Raw genomic sequence first — 25,704 nt, 5'->3', positions numbered from 1 at the left:
CGCGTCCGCCTCACAGCTTCCCGCCCCGTCCGCCCTCGCGCCGCGGGGGCGCGATCAGCGTGGAGAGGTACGGCAGGGGCGCCCCGTCCAGCTCCGCCGCCGGACGCACCGACTCCTCCGCGAGGCCGAGCGCCGACCCCCACACCGCGTCGTCGATCCGCCCGGTCTCCCGCAGCGCCTCGGCGACCTCGGCGGCCTGCCGCCCGAACTTGTACGCCACCACCGTCCCCGGCCCGGCCAGCGCCTCCTTGAGCGCCGCCGCGCCCGCCGTCACCGGCACCAGGGTCAGCGGCTCGGTCCCCTCGGTCAGCACGGCGCCCGACCGCGCCGCGAGATCCTGCATCGCGGTGATCCCGGGCACCGTCTCGATCACCGCGTCCGGCACCAGCTCCGCGACGGTCTGCGCCAGGTACGTGAACGTCGAGTACACGTTGGGGTCCCCGATGGTCGCGAAGGCCACCGACCGGTGTTCGGTGAGCAGCGCGGCGACCCGGGCGCCCGCCGCGTCCCACGCGGCCTCCCGGCGCGCCCGGTCCGTCCGCTCGTTCAGCGCGAACACCACCCGGACGATCTTCTCCGGCGCCACGTAGTGCGCCACCGTCGCCTCGGCCCGGCCCCGCTCGCCGGTGTCCATCACCGGGACGACGACGACCTCGGCCGCGCGCAGCGCCCCGACCCCCTTCACGGTCACCAGCTCCGGGTCACCGGGACCCATCCCGACTCCGACCAGCCTGCTGCTCATGACGTCCGGCACCTCTCCACGAACCTTCGGGCCGCACCGGGCTCGGCCGCCCAGTGCGTGTGCAGATAACTCGCGTGCACGCCCCCCTGCACGAACCCCTCGACCCGCCGCTCCGGCGCCGTCAGCCCCCAGGCGGGAGCGGCACCGGCGCCGGGCTCCACGACCGTGCGGTGGAACTCGTGGCCCCGCGTCCGGGTCCCGGCGGCGGCCAGCACGCTGTCCCCGACCGCCACGGCGTCCCGGTAGCCGAGCGTCAGCCGCTCGGTCATCCGCGCGGTGGCGTCCAGCACCCCGCACATGGGGCGCCCGTCCAGCTCCCGGCACAGATAGAGCAGCCCGGCGCACTCGGCGGCCACGGGGGACCCGCCGAGGGCCAGCGCGGCGATCTCCTCCCGCAGCGCCTTGTTGGCGGACAGCTCACCGGCGTACACCTCGGGGAACCCGCCGCCGACGACCAGCCCCGCCGTGCCCTCCGGCAGCCCCTCGTCCCGCAGCGGGTCGAACGTGACGACCTCGGCACCGGCCGCGGCGAGCAGCTCGGCGTGCTCGGCGTAGGAGAACGTGAAGGCGGGACCGCCGGCGACCGCGACGACCGGCCGCGGCCCCGCCTGGGACGGCGGCCCGGGCAGGGCCGCGAGGGCCTCGGCCGGGTCCCAGGCGGGACCGGTCAGCGTGCCGGCGCCGCGCGCCAGCGCGGCCAGCGCCTCCAGGTCGCAGCCCGCCTCGACCTGCGCGGCCATCGCCGCGACGGCGTCGACCGCGGAGGAGCGCCGCTCGGCCACCGGCACCAGCCCCAGGTGCCGCGACGGCGTGTCCACCTGGGCCGTGCGCCGCAGCACACCCAGCACCGGCACCCCGGCCGAGTCCAGCGCCTCCCTGAGCAGGGACTCGTGCCGGTCCGACCCGACCTTGTTCAGGATCACGCCCCCGACCCGCACCTGCGGGTCCCACGAGGCGAACCCGTGCACCAGCGCCGCGACCGACCGCGACTGCGAGGAGGCGTCCACGACCAGCACCACCGGTGCCCGCAGCAGCTTGGCGACATGCGCCGTGGACGCGAGTTCCCCCTCGCCCGCGGCCCCGTCGTACAGCCCCATCACGCCCTCGACGACGGCGATGTCGCAGCCCCGCGCCCCGTGCAGGAACAGCGGGGCGACCAGCCCGGGGCCGCACAGGTACGCGTCGAGATTGCGGCCCGTACGGCCCGTGGCGAGCGCGTGGTAGCCCGGGTCGATGTAGTCCGGCCCGACCTTGTGCGGGGACACGGCGAGCCCCCGCGCGGCGAACGCGGCCATCAGCCCGGTCGCGACGGTGGTCTTGCCGCTGCCGGACGACGGCGCGGCGACGACCAGCCGGGGCACGGAGGCGGAGGTGCTCACCACTCGATGCCCCTCTGGCCCTTCTGGCCCGTGTCCATGGGGTGCTTCACCTTGGACATGTCCGTCACGAGGTCCGCGAAGTCCACCAGCTTCTCCGGCGCGTTCCGCCCGGTGATCACCACGTGCTGGGTGCCCGGCCGGTCCCGCAGCACCGAGACCACCTCGTCGGTGTCGATCCATCCCCAGTGCATCGGGTACGCGAACTCGTCCAGCACGTAGAGCCGGTAGGTCTCGGCGGCCAGGTCCCGCTTGACCTGCTCCCAGCCCTCCCGGGCCTTCTCCTCGTTGGTCGCGTTGTCGCCCTGGAGATCACGCTGGACCCAGGACCAGCCCTCGCCCATCTTGTGCCAGGCGACGCTGCCGCCCTCGCCGGAGTCCCCGAGCACCCGCAGCGCCCGTTCCTCGCCGACCTTCCACTTCGCCGACTTGACGAACTGGAACACCCCGACCGGCCACCCCTGGTTCCACGCCCTGAGCGCGAGACCGAACGCGGCGGTCGACTTGCCCTTGCCGACGCCCGTGTGCACGACCACGAGCGGCCGGTTGCGCCGCTGGCGTGTCGTCAGTCCGTCGTCGGGTACGACACTCGGCTGTCCCTGCGGCATCACGCGGCCCTCCTCGACGTCCCCTGCACATCCCTGACCAGCCCGGCGATCGCGTCCGCCCGCAGCTCCTCCAGCGTCACCGCCGTGCCGCCCAGCCCGTCCGCGAGCCGCCCCGCGAGCCCGAGCCGCACCGGACCCGACTCGCAGTCCACGACCACGGAGGCCGTGTCCCCGGCCGCGAACAGCCCCGCCGCCCGCCCGGCCAGCGCGACCGGCTCCGGGCCACCGGTGGCCCGCCCGTCGGTCACCACCACGAGCAGCGCCCGCCGCGCCGGATCCCGCAGCCGCTCCACCCGCAGCACCTCGTGCGCCTTGAGCAGCCCCGCCGCGAGCGGGGTACGGCCACCGGTCGGCAGCGACTCCAGGCGCGCGGCCGCGGCGTCCACGGAGGAGGTCGGCGGCAGCGCGACCTCGGCCGAGGCCCCCCGGAAGGTCACCAGCCCCACCTTGTCCCGCCGCTGGTAGGCGTCGAGGAGCAGCGACAGCACGGCACCCTTCACGGCGCTCATCCGCTGCCGCGCCGCCATCGACCCGGAGGCGTCGACCACGAACAGCACGAGGTTGGACTCGCGGCCCTCGCGCGTCGCCTGCCGCAGATCGTCCCGGCGCAGCACCAGCCCCGGACCCGAGCGCCCGCGCGCCCGCTGGTGCGGTGCGGCGGCCTGCACGGTGGCGGCCAGGTGCAGCCTGGTCAGCGCGCCCTGGGGACGCCGGGCCCCCGTGGTCCGCCCGTGCTCGGTGCGCGCCCGTGAGCGCCGCCCGGCGGCTCCCTCGCCGAGACCCGGCACGCTCAGCACCCGGGCCCGGAACGGCTCGGCCGCCCGTACGGGCGCCTGCTCGCCCGCGCCGGCACCGGCCGCCTGCGGCTCGCCGCCCTCGCCGCCCTCACCGTTTTCGCCGGTCCCGTCCGGGGCGCCCGTGTCACCGCCGGCCGGTCCCTCGTCCGGCGACGGCTGCCCGCCACCGCCGTCAGGGCCGTCAGGGTCGGGGTCGTCGTCCCCGGAGAACTCCTCCAGCGTCTCGTCCAGCTTGTCCTCGTCCAGCCCCGGCGCGTCGAACGGGTTGCGCCGCCGCCGGTGCGGCAGCGCCAGCAGCGCGGCCTGCCGCACGTCCTCGGCGAGCACGTCGGTCCGCCCCGCCCACGCGGCCAGCGCGGTGGCGGTCCGCGCCATCACGATGTCGGCCCGCATGCCGTCGACCTCGAAGGCCGCGCAGGTCGCCGCGATCTGCCTGAGCGCCGCGTCGCCCAGCCGCACCCGCGGCAGCACCGCCCGCGCCGCCGCGATCCGCTGCCGTACGGCGGCCTCCTCGGCGGCCCACCGCGCGGCGAAGCCCGCCGGGTCGTCGTCGTACGCCAGCCTGCGCCGCACCACCTCCACCCGCTGGTCCGGTTCGCGCGAGGCCGCGACCTCCACCGTCAGACCGAACCGGTCCAGCAGTTGCGGCCGCAGCTCGCCCTCCTCGGGGTTCATGGTCCCGACCAGCAGGAACCGCGCCGCGTGCCGTACGGACACGCCCTCGCGCTCCACATAGGAGGCGCCCATGGCGGCCGCGTCCAGCAGAGCGTCAATGAGGTGGTCGTGGAGGAGGTTGACCTCGTCGACGTAGAGGATGCCCCGGTGGGCCTGTGCCAGGAGGCCCGGCTCGAAGGACTTCACGCCGTCGGCCAGGGCGCGTTCGATGTCGAGCGACCCGACGAGCCGGTCCTCGGAGGCGCCGACGGGGAGTTCGACCAGCCGCGCCGGACGGGAACCGGAGGCCTCCGGCGCGTGCGGGCCGTCCGGGCAGGCCGGGTCGGGGGCGCCGGGATCGCAGGAGAACCGGCAGCCGGAGACGACGTCCACGGCCGGCAGCAGCGCGGACAGCGCCCGCACCGCGGTCGACTTGGCGGTGCCCTTCTCGCCGCGCACCAGTACACCACCGACCGCCGGGGACACGGCGTTCAGCAGCAGCGCGAGCCGCAGGTCGTCCTGGCCGACGACGGCCGTGAACGGAAAGGGGGTGGTCACTTCTCGTCGCCCTCCAGGTCGCCTTCGAGTTCCAGATAGGTGGCGCGCAGCCGTTCCAGCGTGTCCGGGTCCGGCTCCGCCCACAGGCCCCGGTCCGCCGCCTCCAGCAGGCGTTCGGTGATGCCGCGCAGCGCCCAGGGGTTGGACTTCCGCATGAAGTCCTGGTTCTCCGGCGAGAACACGTACTCGGCGCTGAGCTTCTCGTACATCCAGTCGTCGACCACGCCCGCGGTCGCGTCGTACCCGAACAGGTAGTCCACGGTCGCCGCCATCTCGAAGGCGCCCTTGTAGCCGTGTCTGCGCATCGCCGCCATCCAGCGGGGGTTGACCACGCGGGCTCGGAAAACGCGGTGGGTCTCCTCGCCGAGAGTCCTCGTCCTCACCTGATCCGGCACGGCCGAATCACCCACGTATGCCTCGGGGTTGTCCCCGGTCAGATGCCGCACCATGGCGACCATGCCGCCGTGGTACTGGAAATAGTCGTCGGCATCCGCGATGTCATGCTCTCTGGTGTCCACGTTCTTCGCCGCCACCGCGATCCGCCGGAACGCCGTCTCCATGTCCCCGCGCGCCGCCCGCCCGTCGAGCCCGCGCCCGTAGGCGTAGCCGCCCCACACCGCGTACACCTCGGCGAGGTCGGCGTCGGAGCGCCAGTTGCGGGCGTCGATCAGCGGCAGCAGGCCCGCGCCGTACGCCCCCGGCTTGGAGCCGAAGATGCGGGCGGTCGCCCGCCGCCGGTCGCCGTGCCCGGCGGTGTCCTCCTCCACGTGCGCCCGCACGTAGTTGGACCCGGCCGGCTCCTCCAGCTCCGCCACCGCCCGCACCGCGTCGTCGATCAGCGCGACCACGTGCGGGAACGCGTCCCGGAAGAAGCCGGAGATGCGGACCGTGACGTCGATGCGCGGGCGGCCCAGCTCCGCCAGGGGGACCACCTCGAACCCGGTCACCCGGCGCGAGGCGTCGTCCCAGACCGGGCGGCAGCCCAGCAGCGCGAGGATCTCGGCGATGTCGTCGCCCTGGGTGCGCATGGCCGAGGTGCCCCACACGGTCAGGCCGACCGACTTCGGGTAGGACCCGGTGTCCTTCAGATGACGCCGCACGAGCGAGTCCGCGAGGGCCTGCCCGACCTCCCAGCTCAGCCGGGAGGGAATGGCCTTGGGGTCGACCGAGTAGAAGTTGCGCCCCGTCGGCAGCACGTTGACGAGCCCGCGCGTCGGGGATCCCGACGGACCCGCCGGGACGTAACCGCCGTCCAGCGCGCGCAGGATGTGCCCGATCTCGTCGGTGGTCCGCGCGAGCCGGGGCACGACCTCCGCGCAGGCGAAGTCCAGCACCGCCTCCGCGTCGGCGAGCCCGAAGCCGAGCACCTCGCGCAGGACGCCCGGCACCGCCGAACCGTCCCACTCCCGCGCCTCCATGGCCTCCGCGATCCGCCGGCACAGGTGTTCCAGCAGGTCGATCGCGTCGGACGCCGTACGCGAGGGGCCCGGCGCCAGGTCCGTCAGCTCCACCGGCACCTTCACCGGCGCGCCCGGCTCGGCCAGCAACTCCTTCTCCACCAGCCCGAAACGCTCCGCGAGCGAGGCCCGCAGACCCGGCAGCGCGTTCGCCTGTCCGCCCCACACCTGCGAGGCGCGCAGCACCGCCAGCACCAGGTTCACCCGCGGCTCGCCCACCGGGCCGCCGCCCAGGATGTGCAGGCCGTCCCGGATCTGCACGTCCTTGATCTCGCACAGATAGCCGTCGATGTGCATGACGAACTCGTCGAAGTCGCCGTCGTCCGGCTGCTCGGCCACGTGCAGGTCGTGGTGGAGCTCGGCGGCCTTGACCAGCGTCCAGATCTGGGCGCGCACGGCCGGTGCCTTCGCCGGGTCCAGGTCGGAGACGAGCGCGTACTCGTCGAGGAGCTGCTCCAGCTTGGCCAGGTCCCCGTAGGTGTCGGCGCGTGCCATCGGCGGCACCAGGTGGTCCACCACGGTGGCGTGCCCGCGCCGCTTGGCCTGGGTGCCCTCGCCGGGGTCGTTGACGATGAACGGGTAGACGAGGGGGAGTTCGCCCTGCACGGCGTCCGGGGCGCACCCGCGGGACAGCCCCAGCCCCTTGCCGGGCAGCCACTCCATGGTGCCGTGCTTGCCCATGTGCACGATCGCGTCCGCGCCGAAGCTGTTCTCCAGCCAGCGGTAGGCGGCCATGTAGTGGTGGGAGGGCGGCATGTCGGGGTCGTGGTAGATCGCGATCGGGTTCTCGCCGAAGCCGCGCGGCGGCTGGATCATCACGACGGCGTTCCCGAACCGCAGCGAGGCGAGGACGATGTCGTCGCCGTCCACGTAGAGACCGCCCGGCGGTTCGCCCCAGGCCTCCAGCATGGCGTCCCGCAGCGCGGGGTCGAGCCGGTCGAACCAGGCCCGGTAGTCCGCGAGCGGCACCCGCGCGGGCGCCGCCGCGAGCTGCTCCTCGGTCAGCCACTCGACGTCGTGGCCGCCGGCGGCGATGAGCCGGTGGATCAGCTCGTCGCCCTCGGCGGGGTGCCCGGTGACCCCGTACCCGGCGTCCCGCAGCGCGTCCAGCACCCGGACCGCCGAGGCGGGCGTGTCCAGGCCGACCGCGTTGCCGACCCGGGAGTGCTTCGTCGGGTAGGCGGTGAAGACCAGCGCGATCCGCTTCTCCGCGTTCGGCTTGTGCCGCAGCACGGCGTGCCGTACGGCGATCCCGGCCACCCGTGCGGCCCGCTCGGGGTCGGCGACGTACACCGGGACCTCGTCGGGGCCCTGCTCCTTGAAGGAGAACGGCACGGTGATCAGCCGTCCGTCGAACTCCGGGATCGCGACCTGCATCGCCGCGTCCATGGGGGACAGCGCGGCGTCCGACTCCTGCCACGCGGCACGCGAGGAGGTGAGACAGAGCCCCTGCAGCACCGGGACGCCGAGGTCGGCGAGCGCCCCGATGTCCCACGCCTCCTCGTCACCGCCCGCCGAGGCCTGCGAGGCGTGCGTGCCGCCCGCGGCCAGCACGGTGGCGACCAGGACGTCCGCCCGCCCCAGCAGCTCGTACAGTCCGGCGTCCGCGCCGCGCAGCGAACCGCAGTACACGGGAAGGGCGTTGGCGCCGCGCGCCTCGATCGCGTCGCACAGGGTGTCCACGAAGGCGGTGTTGCCGCCGAGCTGGTGGGCCCGGTAGAAGAGCACGCCCACGGTCGGCCGGCCCGGCACGAGCGCCCGCTCGCCGCGCACCCCGAACTCCGGCATTTGGCGCGGCTCCTCGAAGCCCTCGCCGGTCAGCAGCACGGTGTCGGACAGGAACCGGGACAGCTCCAGCAGATTGCCCGGGCCGCCCTCGACCAGGTACCTCAGCGCCTCGGCCACCACGCCGGCGGGCACCGACGACTCGGCCATCAGCTCGGCGTCCGGCACGCTCTCGCCGCCCAGCAGCACGGTCGGCACGCCGGACGCGCGCAGCGCGGCCAGACCGTCCTCCCAGGCGCGCTTGCCGCCCAGCAGCCGTACGACCGCGATGTCCGCGCCCTCGACCAGGCCGGGCAGTTCGGCGGCGACGTCCACCCGGACCGGGTTGCCGATGCGGTATCCGGCGCCGGAGGCCCGGGCCGCCAGCAGATCGGTGTCGGCGGTCGACAACAACAACACTGTGCTCATGCGGGCGCTCCCGGTGGGATGAAAGGCAGTCCTTGCGGCGCGCCCGACTCGATGAGCCGCCAGAGCGCGCCGGTGTCCGCGTGCTGTTCGATCAGGTCGCCGAGCCGGTCGAGCTGCTCCTCGCGCAGCGCGGCGAAGGAGGTGTCGGGGGCCGGTACGAAGCGGCGCCCCGCGGCGGCGGCCACCTCGCGCAGGAAGGCCCGGCGGAAGCCGTCCGACTCCAGGGAGCCGTGCCAGTGCGTGCCCCAGGTGTGGCCCACCCGGCAGCCGTCCAGGCTCCGCCCCCGGTCGTCGGTCATGAACCCCTCGCCGCCGAGGACCTCGGCGACCCCGTGGTGGATCTCGTACCCCTCGACCCGCTCGCCGAGGGCGAGACCGGCCGGCCGGGCCAGGGTCTTCTCGCGGGCGAAGCGCACCCGCACGGGAAGGACGCCGAGCCCGGGGACCGCGCCGGCGCGCGACTCGACCTCGTCGTCGATGTGCTCGCCGAGCAGCTGATAGCCGCCGCAGACGCCCAGCACCGGGCGCCCCTCGGCGGCCCTGCGCACGAGCGCGTCGGCGAGGCCCCGCTCGCGCAGCCACTGAAGGGCCCGAACGGTCCCGCGGGTGCCCGGCACCACCACGAGGTCGGCGTCGGCGAGTTCCTCGGGCCGGTCCACGAACCGCACGACCACGCCCGGTTCGGCGGCCAGCGCGTCCACGTCGGTGAAGTTCGACATCAGCGGGATCGCGCAGACCGCGACCCGCAGCACGTCCTCGCCGTGCGGGGGAGCCACCGTCGACTCCCGTACCGTGCCGCGCAGGGAGACCCTGAGGCCGTCCTCCTCGTCGATGCCGAGGCCGTGCCGGAACGGCAGCACGCCGTAGGTGCCGCGGCCGGTGAGCCCGTGCAGCATGTCCAGGCCGGGCTCCAGCAGCGAGACGTCCCCGCGGAACTTGTTCACCAGGAACCCGGCGACCAGCTCCTGGTCCTCGGGCGAGAGCAGGGCGAGCGTGCCGTAGAAGGAGGCGAAGACGCCGCCGCGGTCGATGTCGCCGACGACGAGCACGGGCAGCCGCGCCCCGCGCGCGACGCCCATGTTGACGATGTCGGTGCGCCGCAGATTGATCTCGGCCGGCGAACCGGCCCCTTCGCAGATCACCGCGTCGTACGTGCTCCGCAGTTCGGCCAGGCAGTCCAGCACCGTGCCGAGCAGCCGCTGCTGCCGTCCTCCGTGGTAGCCGCGCGCGCTCATCTCGCCCACCGCCCGGCCCAGCAGCACCACTTGGCTGCTCTGCTCGCCGCCCGGCTTGAGCAGCACCGGGTTCATCAGCGCGGTCGGCTCGGTCCGGCACGCCTGGGCCTGCATGGCCTGCGCCCGCCCGATCTCCGCGCCCTCGCGGGTGACGAAGGAGTTGAGGGACATGTTCTGCGCCTTGAAGGGCGCCACCTTCACGCCCTGGCGCACCAGCCACCGGCAGATCCCGGCCGTCACGACGCTCTTGCCGGCGTCGGAGGTGGTGCCGGCGACGAGAAGACCACCGTTCACTTGCCCTGTCCCTTCAGAAGGAGGCGCGCGGCGGCCGTCACGCCGAGCGCGAGCAGACCGACACGGCGGGAGAGCCGTGCGGCCCGGTCGATGTCGGCCACGCGGACGGGCCGGCCGCCGGCCCCGTTGAGCACCGGCCGGTGCTCGACGCGGCCGCCGTAGGACAGCGTTCCGCCGAGCCGCACGCCGAGGGCGCCCGCGAACGAGGCCTCGACCGGACCGGCGTTGGGGCTCGGGTGCCGCCCCGCGTCCGCGCGCCAGGCCCGCACGGCGCCGCGCGGGTCGGGCCCGGCGAGCGTGGCGAGCACGGCGGTCAGCCGGGCGCCGGGCCAGCCGGCCACGTCGTCCAGGCGGGCGGAGGCCCAGCCGTAGCGGCGGTGGCGGGGCGACCTGTGGCCCACCATCGCGTCGAGGGTGTTGACCGCGCGGAAACCCAGCAGCCCCGGCACCCCGGCCACGGCGCCCCACACCAGCGCGCCCACGACGGCGTCGGAGGTGTTCTCGGCGACCGACTCGACGACCGCGCGGGCGATCCCGTCGGCGTCCAGGGCCTCGGGATCGCGGCCGCACAGATGCGGCAGCCGGGCACGGGCGGCGGGCACGTCACCCGCCTCCAGGGCGCGTCCGACGGCCTCGGCCTCCCTGACCAGCGAGGTTCCGCCGACGACGGACCAGACGGCGGCGGCGGTCAGCGCGAGCCGGGCGGCGGGGGAGCGGCGTACGGCGTGTTCGGCCGCGGCGCCCAGCGCGACGGCGCCACCGGCGCACACGGCGGTGTGCAGCGCGCCCCAGCCGCGGTGGTCGTGCCACAGCACGCGCTCCACCGCTCCGGCGGCCCGGCCGAACGCGGCGACGGGATGCCCGCGGCGCGGATCGCCGAGGAGCAGGTCGCCCAGGAGGCCGGCGGCGGCGCCGTACGCGTAGGTGCGGTCGGCACCCATCGGCTCAGCCGGCCGTGGGCGCGGGGGCGGTCCTGGTACTGGTCCTCAACGGGCAGCCGAGCATGGCGGTTTGTCCTCACTCAGGGTGTCCACGCCCTGGTTCGACGAGACCGGCGGCGAGAGTTCCTGGCTCCCGGGGATCACTACCCCGGTGACAGTGGCGGGACCGCGCCGGATTCGCACCGGACTTCCTCTGCTGCCGCCGTACATGGCTCCGGAAGTCCACCACGCGCCCGGAAGGGCCGTCAACCTGCCGTTGACCTGCGGCGGGCCGGTGTGCCGAGGCTCATAGCGATGGTGTGGGACCGGTGACTTGAAACGACTTCTTTTCGGCTCTTCGCGATCGGCCTGGCGGGGAAGGATCCTTGATGCGGCCGGATGCGCGCCTGAGACGGCGAGCGCGAGCACGATCGGTGGCGGCCCGGCGCCGACGACGCAGCCCGTGGGGGTGCGCGAGTCAGAAGGAGGCGGGCGTTGGCAAGCAGGGAGCCGTCCGGACGCGTGTGGGTGAGAAGCAGTCACTCCGGCGGCGGCGGGGGAGAATGCGTGGAGGCGTTCCTCGGGGAGGAGCGCGTGCTGGTGCGTGATTCGAAGCGCCCCGGCGGCGACCGCGTGCTCGTCTTTTGCCGGGAGGCGTGGTGTGGTTTTCTGACGGAGCTTGTGGAGCCGGGAGCGGGCGGCTCGTGATCCGCCCGGGGGGACGGGAGGTACGCACATGCGAGACCGAGCCGAAGGTACGACCTCGGCCGGCACGGGGAGCACGGATGCGACAGGGCGCCGCACCTCGGGGGCGCGCCCGCTGATCCTCTTCTCCTCGGCCAGCGGAGCCGTCGCGGTGGGGCTGGGCGCGCTGGGTGCCCTCCTGGTGCCGGGCGGTGCGATGCGGGGCGTGGTCTGGCTGGCGGTCACCACGCTGGTGGCCCTGGCGGCGGGCCTGTGGTGGGGGCTGGCCCCGGTCACGGAGCGGCTCCGGGTCCTGAACCGTGTCCTTGCGGCGGCTCAGCCCCGGAGCGCGCCTCATCGCTGACCCCGCCCGTTCCCGAACCCTCCGTACGGCGGCGCAGCGCCCGGCCCAGTCCGGCGCCCACCGCCGTGACGAGGGAGGCGCCCACGGCGCCGGTCACCGCGGTGGTCAGCGGTGTGCCGGCGCTGAAGGTGAAGCCGGGCGCGACCCGTGCGGCCAGGGCGATGCTGAGCAGCAGGAAGCTGCCGCACGCCGTGCCCAGGAGCAGCCGCACGGACAGCAGCCGGATCTCGTTCGAGGCCCTGGCCTGCTCCAGCTGGATGAGCCGCTGGACCCACTCCGGCTGCTTCATGGCCTCGATCTTGATGGCGTTGTCGTCCGGCGCGAGCGGGTTCTCCGGCCCGGCGTCCACCGCGCGCAGCCGCTGCCACCACGCCCGTATCCCGTAGACCGCCATGGGCCCACCCCCGTTCCCGCCCGGGTCGTCCGACCCCGGGGTCAGCTGTTGTCCAGACTCTCTCTCACCGCGACGAGCAGTTCGCGCGCCCGGTCGCCCTCGTAAGCGATCGCGCTGATCTCTTCGAAGCATTCCTGGTAACGGACCATCAGGTTCAGGTCGTCGCGGCTCGACAGACCGCCGCCCGGACCCTCCACGTAGAGCAGGTCGTCGTCATCCTTGAAGCTGAGCAGGATGAACGGCGCGGTGACGCTGAAGTGCGCCCCCGCGGAGAGCGGCAGCACGCGCAGCGTGACGCGCGGCAGCTCCATCAGGTTCAGCAGGTGGTCGGTCTGCCGGCGCGCCACCGCCGGTCCGCCGATCTGGCGCAGCAGAGCCGCCTCGTCCAGCACGATGTCGACCTCGGGGCCGTCGTCGCCGTCGAAGTAGCGCTCCTGCCGGGTGAGCCGGAGGTCCACCATCTGGCGCAGGGTCTGCGGTGACCCCTGCGCCGACACCAGCGCGGTCGCGTAGTCCTCCGTCTGGATGAGACCCGGCATGATGACCGGGTTGTACATCCTGATGGTGTCGGCCGATCCCTCGTACCCCAGGTACAGCGCGTACTGCGGATTCACCACATCGCTGTACTGCGCCCACCACGACTGCCCCTTCGAGCCGCGCGCCGCGTCCTCGAGCTCCGCGACCACCGCGGGATCCGTGACCTCGTACAGCTGCAGCAGGGCCCGCAGGTCGGTGACGCCCAGGCTGACCGTCCCGGCCTCGATCCTGATCAGCTTGGAGAGCGACCATTCGAGCGCCTTCGTGGCGTCCCGCTGGGTCATCCCGGCGTTCTCACGGGCCTTGCGCAGTTCGATGCGCAGCCTTCGCCGGTTGAGGCTCGGGTCGGTGTCTCTTGGCATGGTGCTCCCTGCCGCATGTCGTTGTTGACTCGTCGGCCTGCCACCATCGGAACAGTAACTACCCATGAGAGTAGGTGACTTAGACCACGGCGGCTAGCGTGCGTCAGTATGACATGTGTCTTTTGGGCAGGCGCGCACCGCTGTGTCGAATGCAGGCAAAACCGCGCAAGCAGCGCAGAAGGCCTTGCGGGGGCGAGTGCAGAAGTTGCGGGTGGGACGCCGGAGCACGGAGTTTCCTGTGGGACCGGCCGCGTCACGGAGAAATTTCTTGGGCCACAGTCGCCACAGGGGCACCGAGGGGCACGCCTGTTCCACGGGTGACTCCGGGGTGACTCGTGGGGCGACTCAGGCGTGGCTCCGGGGTGGCTCCTGGGGCGGCTCCGGCGTGGCTCCTGGCGTGGCTCCGGAGGCGGCGCGCGGTCCGGCGAGGGGGCGGGGCGGTACGACGAGACCGGCCCATGGCGAGCGCCATGGGCCGGTCTCAGGTGGTGCGGGCCCGCGTCGGAGCGGGCCGGGTGGTGCGGGGGCGGGTCAGGCCTTCACCACGATCAGGCTGATGCCGTAGGCCACCGCCGCCGCGCAGGCCGCGAAGCAGACGTACGCGCCGGCCACCGCGAGTGCGGCGGAGCCGCCCTGCGCCGCGGCCTTCTCGCGGCGGGCCAGGCCGTTGACCCCGAGGGTGAAGAGGGCCACCAGGCCGACGGTCACCGCGAGGCTGACACCGAAGACGGAGCCGATGGACGCCCAGTCGATCTTCATGAGGATGCTTCCTTCAGTTGCCGGGGCGCGGGTGTCAGGCCGCGGCGGTCGGCGGGGCCGCCGGCGTCACGGGGGCCGCTTCGGTGAGGGTCTGGGCCGGGATGGTGACGGCCAGGTCCTCGATGACCGCGCCGGTGGGCGGCGGGGCGACCGCGGCGATGGCGGCGGTGACCGCGCCGACCGGCTCGGTGGCCTCGTCGGAGGTGACGTGGGTGTGGTCGACGACCTCGCGGCGGGAGTACTTCCAGATCGCGGCGCTGGACCCGATCAGGAAGACGGCGACGAGCGCGGTGCCCCAGTCGCCCAGATCCGTCACGGACTCGGCGCCCGCGCCGACCAGCGCGGCGGCCGGCAGGGTCAGCGCCCAGGCGACGAACATGCGGGTCGCGGTGGACCAGCGGACCACGCCGCCCTTGCGGCCGACGCCCGCGCCCATCACCGCGCCGGAGACGACGTGGGTGGTGGAGAGCGAGAAGCCGAGGTGGGAGGAGGCCAGGATGGCGGTGGCGGCGCTGGTCTGCGCGGCGAAGCCCTGGCGCGGCTCCAGGTCGGTCAGGCCCTTGCCCATGGTGCGGATGATCCGCCAGCCGCCGATGTAGGTGCCGAGCGCGATGGCCAGGCCGGCGGAGAGGATCACCCAGGTGGGAGGGTTCGAGCCGGGAGCGACGGCACCGCCCGCGACCAGCGCGAGGGTGATGATGCCCATCGTCTTCTGGGCGTCGTTGGTGCCGTGGGCCAGCGAGACCAGGCCGGCGGAGGCTATCTGCCCGGCGCGGTAGCCCTTGCGGGTGGCCTCGCCGTCGGCGTTCTTGCCGATGCCGTAGGAGAAGCGGGTGGAGAGCATCGCGGCGAGCCCGGCCACGATCGGCGCGGCGACCGCGGGGAGCAGCACCTTGGTGACGAGGATGTCGCCGTGGACGGCGCCGAAGCCGGCGGAGGCCACGGTGGCGCCGATCAGGCCGCCCATCAGGGCGTGCGAGGAACTGGAGGGCAGGCCCACCAGCCAGGTCACCAGGTTCCAGAGGATCGCGCCGGTCAGGGCCGCGAAGATGACCTCGGGACGGATGCCGTTCTCATCGACGAGACCCTTGGAGATCGTGTTGGCGACCTCCACGGAGAGGAAAGCGCCCACAAGGTTGAGTGCGGCGGACATGGCCACCGCGACCTTGGGCTTGAGTGCACCGGTCGAGATGGTCGTGGCCATCGCGTTGGCGGTGTCGTGAAAACCGTTCGTGAAATCGAACGCGAGTGCGGTTACCACCACAATCGCGAGGATCAGCGAGAAGTTTTCCATTTACCCAGGCAATCGTTCGAGGTCGTTGGCTGTTGGACCGTAGGCAACCTGAGTGAACGGAAGGTGAACTGGGGCGGGCATGGTGGTGTCCGGATCGGGTGGCCGGCATTCCGCTGGGGCCTGACTCCTCAGTCGCCCCTTGGCCCGCGCCCGTGCGCGAGGGCCCGCAGCCGGTCGGGGGAGCCGTTGAAGAGATTCTGGTCACCCGGCAGGGCGCCCTCGGTGCCGTACTGCCAGAACGTCCAGTCCCGCCAGCCGCCGGGCAGTTCTCCCGGGTCCGGTGTGCCGTGGCTGGCGATCCAGAGCGCGGTGTCCCGGGCGAAGTCGTGGCTGTCGCCGGTGCACGCCCGCCACCAGTGGGCGGTCGTGTAGACGACGGGGTCGCGGCCCGTCTCCCGCCTGACCTCGTCGGTGAAGGACCGGATCCAGCGCACCATCCGCGTCCGGTTCAGGCCATAGCACTTGTGGTGCTCGTCGTACGGGTTGTATTCGATGTCGAGCGCGGGCGGCAGGGTCCGCCCGTCCGCCCGCCCTCGGCCGCCGTGCCGCAGGAAGAAGGCGGCCTGGCGGGCGCCGGAGGACCGGTCCGGCCGGGCGAAGTGGTACGCGCCCCGGATCAGGCCCGCCTCGTGCGCGCCGCCGTACTGCCGGCCGAAGTAGGGGTTGCGGTAGTCCGTGGACTCGGTCGCCTTGACGTAGACGAACCGCGCGCCCAGGGACCGGACGGCGTCCCAGTCGACCCGCTCCTGGTGGGACGACACGTCGTGCCCCCGGGGAAGGCCCGCGAGGGCGGCCGGCGGCCCGGAAGCGGCCGCGCCTGAACCCGCGAGGGCGGCCGGCGGTCCGGCGGCGGCCGTGCGGGGACCCGCGAGGGCGAGCACCGCGGTGGCCGCCGCGAGGAGCGCCACGCGGCGGCGGGACGGTGTGCGGTCACGGGCCATGCGTCCCCCCGGGGCGGCGGCGGAGCGGGGTCCAGCGGGCGAGAAGGATCATTGAACGCGCGAGCGTGCGCGGGGTGGCCGATTTCCGCCTGCTCCGTGACCGTGTCCGCTCGTTCGGTGGTACGGCCGTCGCACATGTGGCCCCTTGAGCGGGGGCGGGCCGTGCCGCGAGGGCCGCCGACCGTCGGGGCGGCGGGGCCGTGCCGCGGCAGGGGGCCCGCCGGGCACGGCGGCGGGCCGGGTCGGGCGGGCGGACCCCTCCCCGCCGGGCGGGGCGCCTGGCAGGATCGCCGCATGGCCGAACAGCGGTGGCACGCGGACGAGGAAACCGAAGAGGAGCGGGGTGCCCGGCAAGTCGCGGACGCCCCGGACGCCCCGAACGCCGGGGACATGGACGGCGCCAACGCCGGGGCCGTGGACGGCGTGGACGGCGTGGACGCCGAGGGCTTGGGCGGGGAGCTCAGGCGGGTCTGGGCGGAACTGGTCGGGACCGCCCGGCGGACCGTCGCCGACGGCCTGGTGGTCGGCACCTCCGGGAACGTCTCGGCGCGCGTCGGGGACACCGTGCTGGTCACGCCCTCGGGCGTGCCGTACGACCGGCTGACCCCCGCGGACATCACCGGCGTGGATCTCGACGGCCGCCAGGTGCTCGGCACGCTCGTGCCGACCAGCGAACTGCCCCTGCACCTCGCCGTCTACCGCACCACCGACGCCCGCGCGGTCGTCCACACCCACGCCGTGCACGCCACCGCCGTCTCCACCCTCGTCACCGAGCTGCCCGCGGTCCACTACATGACCGCCGCCCTCGGCGGCCCCGTACGGGTCGCCCCCTACGCCACGTACGGCACCGCCGAACTGGCCGGGAACATGCTGCGCGCCCTCGCCGGCCGCTCCGCCTGCCTCCTGCAGAACCACGGCACCATCACCCACGCGGACGGCCTCGGCCGCGCCTACGACCACACCGCCCAGCTGGAGTGGATGTGCCGCCTGTGGCTCACCGCCTCCTCGGTGCCGGGCCTCACCCCGTCCCTGCTGACCGGGGAGCAGCTGGCACAGGCCGCCGAGCGCCTCAAGGGGTACGGGCAGCGCCCCTGACACCGGCCCGCCCGCCGGTCCGTTCCGCCCGCCGGTCCGTTCCGCCCGCCGGTCCGTTCCGCCCGCCGGTCCGTTCCGCCCACCGGGCCGCCCCGCCCGGTCCTCCCGCGGCCCCGCCCGTCCCCTCCGCTGGCCGGGACCGGCGAGCGCCACGACACTGGACGGGTGCGTACAGCCAGAGCGGCCGCCGCCGCGCTCACCACCGTGCTGGCCGCCGGGGCGGCGTCCGTGGCCGCCGGACGGCTGGCGAGCGCCGCCGCGCTGAAGGCGCCCGCGGGACGCCCGCTGCCCACCGAGCCACGGCTCACCGTGCACGCGACGGCGCCCGGCCGGATCACGCTCACCCGCGACCTGGCCTCCCTGCGCCCCGGCACCTACGGCCTGGCCGGCGACGGCTCCCACGCGGTCGTCGGCCCCGTGGTGCCCGAGGCGGGACAGACCGCCGACACCGTCGTACGGCGGCTCGAACGCGTCACCCACGGATCCCTGGCCGCCGGCGACGACGTCTGGCTCACCCCGAACGTGTACGTCGGCAACCCGGGCACCGCCCTCGGCCTCGACCACGCCGACATCGACGTGCCCGGCGAGCTGGGCGCGCTGCCCGCCTGGTTCGTCCCCGGGGCGCGCGACACCTGGGTGATCGCGGTGCACGGTCTGGGCACCACCCGCGAGCAGGCCATGAACGTCATGCGCTTCCTGCACGAGCGCCATGTGCCGGTCCTCGCCCTCGCCTACCGCGGTGACCTCGGCGCCCCAGCGCCGCCGGACGGCCTGAGCCACCTCGGCGAGACCGAGTGGCGCGACGTGGACGCGGCGATCCGCTACGCCGTCCGCTACGGCGCCCGCCGCGTCGTCCTGCTCGGCTGGTCCACCGGCGCCACCATGGCCCTGCGCGCCGCCGAGCACTCTCCCGTGCGCGACCGCATCGCCGGCCTCGTCCTCGACTCGCCGGTGCTCGACTGGGAGGCCACGCTCCGCGCCCTCGCCCGGGCCCGCCACACCCCGGGCCCGCTGCTGCCGCTGGCGGTGCGGGCGGCGCAGGGCCGCGCGGGGCTGACGGCCGAGCAGATCACCGAGAACACCGACCCCGAGCTGCTCGACGTGCCCACGCTGATCTTCCACGGTCCGGACGACCAGGTGGCCCCCTGGGAGTACTCCCGCCGCCTCGCGGAGAGCCGTCCCGACCTCGTGTCCCTGCACACCGTGCCGAAGGCCCCGCACGCGGCGATGTGGAACGTCGACCCCGAGGAGTACGAGGAACGCCTGCGGCGCTTCCTGATCCCGCTGATGTGAGGCCCTGCCGCAGGCACGGCGGCATACGGTCGCGGCCGCCGTGCCTGTACCGCCTGTTGTGCCGGCTGCACCGGCCGCACCGGTCGTGCCTGTTGTGCCGGCGGCACCGGCCGCACCGGTCGCACTGGCCGCACTGGCCGCACCGGTCGTGCCGGTCCGCCGGGACACCGTCCGCCCGCCCGTTCCCCGCCGCCGCCCGTCGTTCCGCTCAGGCCGTCGGCGGTCGCGGGGCTGGCCTGATCATGCCTTCCCACCCGTTCCGGACCCCGTGCGTTGGCCACCTCTGTAGCCGCCCGTGACATTCCGTTTGGGTTTTCGGACCGTCAACCGGAAGACTGCACCCGTGACGTCCCGTATCCCGCGCGACTCCAGGCTCCGACTCGTCCGACCTCGATCCCTGGCCGCCGCCCCCCGAGCTGTGAACCAGCGGCGCCCTCGGCGCCCCGCCCCCCGGCCTCCGGAGGGCACCCCGGCCCCGTCCGAACTGGCCAGAATGGCACGCACCGGCCTGCTCGGCGCCGTCCGCGTCGCACGCTGGGCCGATGCCGCCCTCGGCCCCGGCCGGGCCGGCGCCACCGCCGACGGCAAGGCCACCCTCTCCGCGGCGACCGCCGAACTCGCCGCCGTCGAACTCGGCCTGAGCGCCTCCCAGGTCCGCGCCGAATGGGACACCGCCCGGCTCGCCGGCCTCGTCGAGGTGCACGGGGACACCGCCCGCCCCAGCTGGCGCCTGCGCGCCTGGGACCGCGACGACAGCGCCGTGCTGCGCGGCTGGGTCGCCCTCTTCGACGCCTGGTCCCTCGCGCGGCCGGAGCCCGAGGACCACGAACCGGCCGCCGTCGCCGAAGTGGTCTCGGCCATGCCGCAGGTGCTCTCCTTCCTCCAGCTCTCCGCCGGGCCCGTCCCGGTCGAGCAGCTGCTCGACCTGCTCCGGCAGCGGGTCATCGAACTGCGCACCGCCCGCTGCGAGGTCACCTACGCGCCGGGCTCCGCCGAGCCGGTCGGCCCGGCCGAGGCGCCGCCCGCGCCCGGCACCCCGCTCGCCCCGCTCCTGGACTGGGCCGTGCGGGCGCTCGCCGCCGTCGGCGCCCTCACCCACGGCGACGGCCACGCCACGCTCACCCCGCTCGGCAGCTGGGCGGTCTGGGTCAAGCTGGAGCAGATCTGCGTGGCCGCCCAGAGCCCCGCAGGCAACATCGAGCAGTCCGCCGAGGACATGCTCCGCGGCTGCGCCCAGCTCCGGCCCAACGCGGCCCGCGCCGAGTACCGCGCCTGGCTCGCCGCCCGCCCCGTCGGCAGCGCCGTCGGTGAACTCATCCACGCCGCCCGGGGCGAGGACGCCCTGCTGCGCGGCCTCGCCTTCGAGGCGCTGCGCGCGGTCGGCGCCCCCGCCGAGCCCGACGTGCGCGCGGTGCTGGACGAGCCGGCGCTGCGGCCGTACGCCCTGCTGTGGCTCGCCGAGCACGACGGTGTCGACCCCGAGGACGCCCACGAGGTGCTGACCCGCGAGGAAGCCACCTGGCTGTGGGTCGACACGGCCGCCGCCGTCGCCGACCACGGCGAGACGGACGTGCTGGTACGGCACCTGGAGGCCGCGGTGCAGCCCACCGTGCCGGCGCTGCTGGAGGAGGTGCGCGCCGTCGGTCACCCGCGCACCGTGCAGGTCCTGGTCGCGCTCGCCGCCGCCCACCCCGACCCGGCCCTCGCCAAGGCCGTCCGCCGCGCCGCCTTCCAGGTCCACACCGGGGGATAGCCGGATAGCCGGGCCCGGAGCACGGCAGCCGCCGGCCGCCCGGGCAGGCGCGGACCGCCCGCCCGTCCGGCACCGCCCGTCCGGCACCGCGCGCCCGGCACCGCCCGCCCGGCACCGCGCGCCGGGCCCGGAGCACTACAGCCGCCGCCTGCCCGGCCACGCGGTGCCGCCCAGTGTCGGCCCGGAACGGCCAGACGGCCCGGGGACGGGGACAGCGGCGCCCGGCGAACGACGGGCGGCGCCGCCCAGGAGCTGCTCGGCCGCCCGTGAACGGCCCGGCGGGCCCGGGAGCGGCCCGGCGAGCCCGGGAGCGGGGGTCGCGGGCCCGCGCAGGGGGCGGCGCGTGCGTGCGGCCTCAGCCGCACCGGCGGCCGCGCCACGGGCGCGCCGCAGGCCCGCGCCGCCCGCGCCGGGCTGGTCAGACGCCGTCGATCTGCGGGGCGTACGTGCCGAAGCTCCAGACGTTGCCCTCGGCGTCCCTGGCCAGGTAGTCCCGCGAGCCGTAGTCCTGGTCGGTCGGCGGCGTGACGATCTCGGCGCCGTGCTCCACGGCCCGCTGGTGGTGGGCGTCGACGTCGTCCACGACGACGTACACCCCCGCCGGCCCCGCGTCCTTCATCATCGTGTCGAAGACACCGCCGCGCCCCCGCGAGGCGACCATCACCGCGCCGTCGCCCTGGACGAGCTCGGCGTGCAGCACGGTGCCGTCCTCCGTCTCGTACACCGACAGCTCCGTGAAGCCGAAGGCCTCGGTGAGCTGTCTGATCGCCGCCCGCGCGTCCCTGTACAGCAGCGCCGGATAGACGCTCGGCCGTCCACCGCCCGTGCCCGCCATGCCGCTCACTCCTTCGTGCCGGTCCGTGGAGACTCGCCGCGAACCGCGCCGGCCCGTCATGATCCGCCGCGGCTCACCGCCCAGTCTCGCAGCCGCCCCTGACCGGGCCTCAGGAGAACGTGCCGGATTCAGCGGAACGTGTCGCACCGGGCCGGGTCGCCGGTCCGCAGCCCCTGCTCGAACCACTGCTGCCGCTGCCGCGCCGAGCCGTGCGTCCACGTCTCCGGCCGCACCCTCGCCTGGAACCGCTCCTGGATCCGGTCGTCGCCCACGGCCGCCGCGGCGTCGAGACCGTCCTGGATGTCTGCCTGCGTCAGGCTGGTGATCAGCGGCCGGCCCGTCGACTCGTCCGGGGTCGTCGTCGCGTGGTGCGCCCACACCCCGGCGTAGCAGTCCGCCTGGAGCTCGGTGCGCACCGAGTTGCTGTTCGCGCCGGTCAGCCCGTCCTGGGTGCTGCGCAGGGTGCCCATCAGGTCCTGCACGTGATGGCCGTACTCGTGCGCCACGACGTACGCCTGCGCGAACGCCCCGCCGCTCGCCCCGAACTTCGTGCGCAGGTCGTCGAAGAAGCCCAGGTCCAGATAGACCTTCCGGTCCCGGGGGCAGTAGAACGGCCCCACCTCCGAGGTCGCCGTGCCGCAGGCCGTGTTCACCTGCCCGCTGAAGAAGACGGTCGGCGACGGGGTGTACCGCGCCCCGTGCTGCCGGAACTCCTGCGACCAGTAGTCCTGCACGCTGTTGACCACCGCCACCACCCGGCAGTCGTCCCGGGTGTTCGCGTCGCGCCCGGTCCGGCAGGTCTGCTGGACCTGGGCGAGCGAGGAGGACGACGCCGCGGGCGGCCCTCCGTCGGTCAGGCCCAGCTGGTCGGGGCCGACGCCCAGGAAGAGCGCCAGCAGCAGGCCGACCAGGCCCACGACGCCGCCGCCGATGGTCGCCCGGCCGCCCGGGATCCGGCTCCCGCGGGAGTCCTGGACCTCGGAGGTGTCCAGATTCGCGTCGTCGTCGAACTGCACGCGTCCACCGTCCTCTGCCCGCGCCGCGCCCGTCGCCCGCGTCCTGGTGTCATCCTTACCCGGCCGCCCCCGCCGGACCGCCGGACGGACGCCCGAACGGGGTACGCCGCCGCGCGCCCGGCGCGGCCCGCCCCCGCCTGCCGCCCGCCCCGGCGTGCCGTACACCACAACGCCCCGCTCCGGCGGCCCGCGGACCCCGCGCCACCAGGAACGACCGCCCCGCCGGCCCCCGCAGACGCGCGGGCGCACGGAAAACCGCTTGCACGGCCCCGTTAGACTTGGCCCATGGCCATTCTCCTCGCGCATTAGACGGCGGGAACGTCCTCAGCCGCCCACCGCCCACCCTGTACGCCCTGGAGTCTGTCCGTGATCTCCGCCTCCGGTATCGAGCTGCGCGCCGGTGCGCGCGTCCTCATCGAGAACGCCAACTTCCGCATCGCCAAGGGCGACCGCATCGGCCTCGTCGGCCGCAACGGCGCAGGCAAGACCACCCTCACCAAGTGCCTCGCAGGCGAGGGCATCCCGGCGGCCGGGCAGATCGCCCGCTCCGGCGAGGTCGGCTACCTGCCGCAGGACCCCCGCACCGGCGACCTCGACGTCCTCGCCCGCGACCGCATCCTGTCCGCGCGCGGCCTCGACGTGCTGATCCGCAAGATGCGCGAGAACGAGCAGCGCATCGCCAACGGCTCGGGCGCCACCCGCGAGAAGGCCATGCGGCAGTACGAGCGCCAGGAGACCGAGTTCCTCACCAAGGGCGGGTACGCCGCCGAGGCCGAGGCCGCCACCATCGCCGCCGCGCTCAACCTGCCCGACCGCGTCCTCGGCCAGCCGCTGCACACCCTCTCCGGCGGTCAGCGCCGCCGCGTGGAGCTGGCCCGCATCCTGTTCTCGGACGCCGACACCCTGCTCCTCGACGAGCCCACCAACCACCTCGACGCCGACTCGATCGCCTGGCTGCGCGACTACCTGAAGACGTACCGCGGCGGCTTCATCGTGATCTCCCACGACGTCGACCTGGTCGAGACGGTCGTGAACAAGGTCTTCTACCTGGACGCCAACCGCGCCCAGATCGACGTCTACAACATGGGCTGGAAGCTCTACCAGCAGCAGCGCGAGGCCGACGAGAAGCGCCGCAAGCGCGAGCGCGCCAACGCCGAGAAGAAGGCCGCCGCGCTGCACTCGCAGGCCGACAAGATGCGCGCGAAGGCCACCAAGACGGTCGCCGCGCAGAACATGGCCAAGCGCGCGGACAAGCTGCTCTCCGGCCTGGAGGCGGTCCGCCAGTCCGACAAGGTCGCCAAGCTCCGCTTCCCGGAGCCCGCGCCCTGCGGCAAGACCCCGCTGATGGCCGAGGGCCTGTCGAAGTCGTACGGCTCGCTGGAGATCTTCACCGACGTCGACCTGGCCATCGACAAGGGCTCCCGGGTCGTCATCCTCGGCCTCAACGGCGCCGGCAAGACCACCCTGCTGCGCCTGCTCGGCGGCGCGGAGCAGCCCGACACCGGCGAGGTCGTCCCCGGCCACGGCCTCAAGCTCGGCTACTACGCCCAGGAGCACGAGACCCTGGACCCCGAGCGCACGGTCCTGGAGAACATGCGCTCCGCCGCCCCCGACCTCGACCTGGTCGAGGTCCGCAAGACCCTCGGCTCGTTCCTGTTCTCCGGCGACGACGTCGACAAGCCCGCCGGGGTCCTCTCCGGCGGCGAGAAGACCCGCCTCGCCCTGGCCACGCTGGTGGTCTCCTCGGCGAACGTGCTGCTGCTCGACGAGCCCACCAACAACCTCGACCCCGCCAGCCGCGAGGAGATCCTCGGCGCGCTGCGCACCTACAAGGGCGCGGTCGTCCTGGTCACCCACGACGAGGGCGCCGTGGAGGCGCTCCAGCCGGAGCGGATCATCCTGCTGCCGGACGGCGTGGAGGACCTGTGGGGCTCCGACTACGCGGATCTCGTCGCCCTGGCTTGATCGAACGCCTGATCCACGGCGTATGGATCATTCAGCCGATCCGTGATCCATCATCTGTGTGAGATCTCCTCGTATCGAGGTGTGTCCTACACGGATTTCGCGGCCGACCCCTTGGGCCCCAAGGGGTCGGCCGTTTCGCGTTCCTGACCTGGCACTTCGTGGATCCACCCGTTCGGCCGTGCGGACGCCGCGCCATGGAATAGGCAATTCCGTATGTGGGGACGCGCTCCTGTCGTCACAACGATGTCTCACGGACCTTGCCGAATGGGTGGCCATCACGCCCCGGAGGGGTGATCATGAGGAGACCAGAGCGCACTTCCCATGAGGAGGCACGGGTGGCCGAGACTCTGAAGAAGGGCAGCCGGGTGACCGGCGCCGCGCGCGACAAGCTCGCGGCAGACCTGAAGAAGAAGTACGACTCCGGTGCGAGCATCCGAGCGCTGGCCGAGGAGACCGGCCGCTCGTATGGCTTCGTGCACCGGATGCTCAGCGAGTCGGGCGTCACGCTTCGTGGGCGTGGCGGCGCGACGCGCGGCAAGAAGGCCGCGTCGTCCTGATCCCGGGCGGCCATCGGCTTCGACGGTGGCCACCCGGTCGATGACCTGATCGGCCGGGTGGTTACTGTGCAGTCACTTCGCATGCCGTACGGCACTGCGTGCTGACCGCACCCATCGGAGGCGCCATCATGGCTTCGCCCCACCAGGACCTCGCTCCTGTCCTCGACAAGGACGGCGTACGGCTCACCGTCGACGACGCTCTCGCCACGGTGACGCTGACCAACCCGGCCAAGCGCAACGCGCAGAGCCCCGCTCTGTGGCGCGCGCTCGCCGAGGCGGGCCGGCTGCTGCCGGGGTCCGTCCGTGTCGTCGTGCTGCGCGGTGAGGGCAAGTCCTTCTCCGCGGGCCTGGACCGGCAGATGTTCACCCCCGAGGGGATCGCGGGCGAGCCGACCTTCATCGACCTCGCGCGCCGTGACGACGCCGGGATCGACGAGGTCATCGCCGGGTACCAGGAGGCGTTCACCTGGTGGCGACGCAGCGACATCGTGTCCGTCGCCGCCGTCCAGGGGCATGCCGTCGGCGCCGGCTTCCAGCTCGCGCTCGGCTGCGACCTGCGCATCGTCGCCGACGACGTGCAGTTCGCCATGCGCGAGACGAGCCTGGGCCTCGTCCCCGACCTGACCGGCACGCACCCGCTGGTCGGTCTCGTGGGGTACGCCCGCGCGCTCGAGATCTGCGTGACCGGCCGCTTCGTCCAGGCCTGTGAAGCGGTGGCCTCCGGCCTCGCCAACCTCTCCGTGCCCGTCGAGGAGCTCGACGCCGCCGTGCACGACCTGGTCACGGCCCTGCTGGCCGCGCCGCGCGACGCCGTGGTGGAGACCAAGGCGCTGCTGCGCGGCGCCGGCGACCGCACGTTCGAGGAGCAGCGCACCGCCGAACGCGCCGCCCAGGCCCGGCGTCTGCGCGACCTGGCCGGCATCGGCGACTGACCCGTCCGCGCCACCGCGACCGGCACCTTCCGCGACCCGGTCCGCCTCCTTCCGCCGCCGTGCCGGGGAGGCGGACCGGGTCGCCGTCG

Annotated in this window: 21 protein-coding genes and 1 riboswitch; of the genes, 7 read left to right on the top strand and 14 right to left on the bottom strand. The window is 74.2% G+C overall.

Features of this window, described 5'->3' with window-relative positions; translation table 11 throughout:
• Positions 1-10 precede the first annotated feature (10 nt).
• The 7 genes from cobI to ACIPRD_RS31890 are packed head-to-tail and all read right to left on the bottom strand — an operon-like array spanning position 11 to position 10,855.
• A complete protein-coding gene (cobI, locus tag ACIPRD_RS31920; RefSeq protein WP_401568137.1) occupies positions 11-742 on the bottom strand; it encodes a precorrin-2 C(20)-methyltransferase in 732 nt (243 codons plus the stop codon).
• Entirely contained in the window at positions 739-2,121 is a 1,383-nt protein-coding gene (locus ACIPRD_RS31915; protein WP_401568134.1) for a cobyrinate a,c-diamide synthase, read from the bottom strand. Before ACIPRD_RS31915 ends, cobI begins: the two co-directional genes overlap by 4 nt.
• The gene (gene cobO / locus ACIPRD_RS31910) at positions 2,118-2,726 is read right to left on the bottom strand and encodes a cob(I)yrinic acid a,c-diamide adenosyltransferase (RefSeq protein ID WP_356398957.1); all 609 of its coding nucleotides are present in this window, start codon (positions 2,724-2,726) and stop codon (positions 2,118-2,120) included. Before cobO ends, ACIPRD_RS31915 begins: the two co-directional genes overlap by 4 nt.
• Positions 2,726-4,735 carry a putative cobaltochelatase gene (locus ACIPRD_RS31905; RefSeq protein WP_401568131.1) on the bottom strand — a complete coding sequence of 670 codons (2,010 nt, stop codon included), beginning with the start codon at positions 4,733-4,735 and terminating at the stop codon, positions 2,726-2,728. Before ACIPRD_RS31905 ends, cobO begins: the two co-directional genes overlap by 1 nt.
• Positions 4,732-8,385 (bottom strand): cobaltochelatase subunit CobN, encoded by a 3,654-nt coding sequence (gene cobN, locus ACIPRD_RS31900; protein WP_401568128.1) that lies wholly within the window; start codon positions 8,383-8,385, stop codon positions 4,732-4,734. The genes ACIPRD_RS31905 and cobN overlap by 4 nt, the downstream gene beginning before the upstream one ends.
• A complete protein-coding gene (locus tag ACIPRD_RS31895; RefSeq protein ID WP_356398963.1) occupies positions 8,382-9,914 on the bottom strand; it encodes a cobyric acid synthase in 1,533 nt (510 codons plus the stop codon). The genes cobN and ACIPRD_RS31895 overlap by 4 nt, the downstream gene beginning before the upstream one ends.
• A complete protein-coding gene (locus tag ACIPRD_RS31890; protein ID WP_356398965.1) occupies positions 9,911-10,855 on the bottom strand; it encodes a cobalamin biosynthesis protein in 945 nt (314 codons plus the stop codon). The genes ACIPRD_RS31895 and ACIPRD_RS31890 overlap by 4 nt, the downstream gene beginning before the upstream one ends.
• 120 nt (positions 10,856-10,975) lie before the next feature.
• A riboswitch (cobalamin riboswitch) is annotated at positions 10,976-11,050 on the bottom strand.
• Between the two features lie 306 nt (positions 11,051-11,356).
• Between ACIPRD_RS31890 and ACIPRD_RS31885 the strand changes: the two genes are divergently transcribed.
• Positions 11,357-11,542, top strand: coding sequence for a DUF397 domain-containing protein (locus ACIPRD_RS31885; RefSeq protein WP_401568188.1), 186 nt, complete (start codon positions 11,357-11,359; stop codon positions 11,540-11,542).
• 269 nt (positions 11,543-11,811) lie between these two features.
• On the opposite strand, the gene ACIPRD_RS31880 is transcribed toward ACIPRD_RS31885, so the two are convergent.
• The 5 genes from ACIPRD_RS31880 to ACIPRD_RS31860 all read right to left on the bottom strand — a co-directional run bounded on the left by ACIPRD_RS31880 (position 11,812) and on the right by ACIPRD_RS31860 (position 16,169).
• Complete coding sequence (locus tag ACIPRD_RS31880; RefSeq protein ID WP_401568125.1) at positions 11,812-12,276, bottom strand: hypothetical protein; 465 nt, start codon at positions 12,274-12,276, stop codon at positions 11,812-11,814.
• Between the two features lie 41 nt (positions 12,277-12,317).
• Positions 12,318-13,175 carry a helix-turn-helix transcriptional regulator gene (locus ACIPRD_RS31875; protein ID WP_356398969.1) on the bottom strand — a complete coding sequence of 286 codons (858 nt, stop codon included), beginning with the start codon at positions 13,173-13,175 and terminating at the stop codon, positions 12,318-12,320.
• A 531-nt stretch (positions 13,176-13,706) separates the two neighbouring features.
• A complete protein-coding gene (locus ACIPRD_RS31870) occupies positions 13,707-13,934 on the bottom strand; it encodes a hypothetical protein (RefSeq protein ID WP_356398971.1) in 228 nt (75 codons plus the stop codon).
• Positions 13,935-13,968: 34 nt separating this feature from the next.
• Positions 13,969-15,228: an anion permease gene (locus ACIPRD_RS31865; protein ID WP_401568121.1), complete on the bottom strand. Its 1,260-nt coding sequence runs from the start codon at positions 15,226-15,228 to the stop codon at positions 13,969-13,971.
• A 128-nt stretch (positions 15,229-15,356) separates the two neighbouring features.
• Complete coding sequence (locus tag ACIPRD_RS31860; protein ID WP_401568118.1) at positions 15,357-16,169, bottom strand: lysozyme; 813 nt, start codon at positions 16,167-16,169, stop codon at positions 15,357-15,359.
• Positions 16,170-16,559: 390 nt separating this feature from the next.
• Here ACIPRD_RS31860 and ACIPRD_RS31855 point away from each other — a divergent pair, with 390 nt between their 5' ends.
• The 3 genes from ACIPRD_RS31855 to ACIPRD_RS31845 all read left to right on the top strand — a co-directional run bounded on the left by ACIPRD_RS31855 (position 16,560) and on the right by ACIPRD_RS31845 (position 20,310).
• Entirely contained in the window at positions 16,560-17,264 is a 705-nt protein-coding gene (locus ACIPRD_RS31855; RefSeq protein WP_401568186.1) for a class II aldolase/adducin family protein, read from the top strand.
• Positions 17,265-17,429: 165 nt separating this feature from the next.
• On the top strand, positions 17,430-18,557 hold the full coding sequence (locus ACIPRD_RS31850) for an alpha/beta hydrolase (protein WP_401568115.1): 1,128 nt from the start codon (positions 17,430-17,432) through the stop codon (positions 18,555-18,557).
• 343 nt (positions 18,558-18,900) lie between these two features.
• The gene (locus ACIPRD_RS31845; protein ID WP_356398979.1) at positions 18,901-20,310 is read left to right on the top strand and encodes a hypothetical protein; all 1,410 of its coding nucleotides are present in this window, start codon (positions 18,901-18,903) and stop codon (positions 20,308-20,310) included.
• Positions 20,311-20,728: 418 nt separating this feature from the next.
• Here ACIPRD_RS31845 and ACIPRD_RS31840 read toward each other — a convergent pair whose 3' ends face one another.
• Both ACIPRD_RS31840 and ACIPRD_RS31835 read right to left on the bottom strand, forming a co-directional pair.
• Positions 20,729-21,145, bottom strand: a complete 417-nt coding sequence (locus ACIPRD_RS31840; protein WP_356411317.1) for a VOC family protein — start codon at positions 21,143-21,145, stop codon at positions 20,729-20,731.
• Positions 21,146-21,273: 128 nt separating this feature from the next.
• Positions 21,274-22,161 (bottom strand): neutral zinc metallopeptidase, encoded by an 888-nt coding sequence (locus ACIPRD_RS31835; protein WP_356411320.1) that lies wholly within the window; start codon positions 22,159-22,161, stop codon positions 21,274-21,276.
• Positions 22,162-22,527: 366 nt separating this feature from the next.
• Between ACIPRD_RS31835 and abc-f the strand changes: the two genes are divergently transcribed.
• The 3 genes from abc-f to ACIPRD_RS31820 all read left to right on the top strand — a co-directional run bounded on the left by abc-f (position 22,528) and on the right by ACIPRD_RS31820 (position 25,615).
• Positions 22,528-24,126 carry a ribosomal protection-like ABC-F family protein gene (gene abc-f / locus ACIPRD_RS31830; RefSeq protein WP_356411324.1) on the top strand — a complete coding sequence of 533 codons (1,599 nt, stop codon included), beginning with the start codon at positions 22,528-22,530 and terminating at the stop codon, positions 24,124-24,126.
• 335 nt (positions 24,127-24,461) lie between these two features.
• Positions 24,462-24,683 carry a helix-turn-helix domain-containing protein gene (locus tag ACIPRD_RS31825; RefSeq protein WP_004002281.1) on the top strand — a complete coding sequence of 74 codons (222 nt, stop codon included), beginning with the start codon at positions 24,462-24,464 and terminating at the stop codon, positions 24,681-24,683.
• A 128-nt stretch (positions 24,684-24,811) separates the two neighbouring features.
• Positions 24,812-25,615: an enoyl-CoA hydratase/isomerase family protein gene (locus ACIPRD_RS31820; RefSeq protein ID WP_401568110.1), complete on the top strand. Its 804-nt coding sequence runs from the start codon at positions 24,812-24,814 to the stop codon at positions 25,613-25,615.
• The last annotated feature ends 89 nt before the right edge of the window (positions 25,616-25,704 follow it).

Origin of the sequence: Streptomyces sp. NPDC090108 (assembly GCF_044747185.1) — a bacterium.
GTDB lineage: Bacteria > Actinomycetota > Actinomycetes > Streptomycetales > Streptomycetaceae > Streptomyces.
The sequence above is the reverse complement of the archived record's forward strand: the minus strand, read 5'-3'. Positions and strand labels throughout refer to the sequence as shown.

Excerpts from the sequence above, each read along its gene's own strand:
- cobI (WP_401568137.1), bottom strand. The coding sequence starts at position 742 with ATGAGCAGCAGGCTGGTCGGAGTCGGGATGGGTCCCGGTGACCCGGAG.
- cobO (WP_356398957.1), bottom strand. The coding sequence starts at position 2,726 with ATGCCGCAGGGACAGCCGAGTGTCGTACCCGACGACGGACTGACGACA.
- cobN (WP_401568128.1), bottom strand. The coding sequence starts at position 8,385 with ATGAGCACAGTGTTGTTGTTGTCGACCGCCGACACCGATCTGCTGGCG.
- ACIPRD_RS31890 (WP_356398965.1), bottom strand. The coding sequence starts at position 10,855 with ATGGGTGCCGACCGCACCTACGCGTACGGCGCCGCCGCCGGCCTCCTG.
- ACIPRD_RS31880 (WP_401568125.1), bottom strand. The coding sequence starts at position 12,276 with ATGGCGGTCTACGGGATACGGGCGTGGTGGCAGCGGCTGCGCGCGGTG.
- ACIPRD_RS31875 (WP_356398969.1), bottom strand. The coding sequence starts at position 13,175 with ATGCCAAGAGACACCGACCCGAGCCTCAACCGGCGAAGGCTGCGCATC.
- ACIPRD_RS31870 (WP_356398971.1), bottom strand. The coding sequence starts at position 13,934 with ATGAAGATCGACTGGGCGTCCATCGGCTCCGTCTTCGGTGTCAGCCTC.
- ACIPRD_RS31865 (WP_401568121.1), bottom strand. The coding sequence starts at position 15,228 with ATGGAAAACTTCTCGCTGATCCTCGCGATTGTGGTGGTAACCGCACTC.
- ACIPRD_RS31860 (WP_401568118.1), bottom strand. The coding sequence starts at position 16,169 with ATGGCCCGTGACCGCACACCGTCCCGCCGCCGCGTGGCGCTCCTCGCG.
- ACIPRD_RS31855 (WP_401568186.1), top strand. The coding sequence starts at position 16,560 with ATGGACGGCGCCAACGCCGGGGCCGTGGACGGCGTGGACGGCGTGGAC.
- ACIPRD_RS31840 (WP_356411317.1), bottom strand. The coding sequence starts at position 21,145 with ATGGCGGGCACGGGCGGTGGACGGCCGAGCGTCTATCCGGCGCTGCTG.
- ACIPRD_RS31820 (WP_401568110.1), top strand. The coding sequence starts at position 24,812 with ATGGCTTCGCCCCACCAGGACCTCGCTCCTGTCCTCGACAAGGACGGC.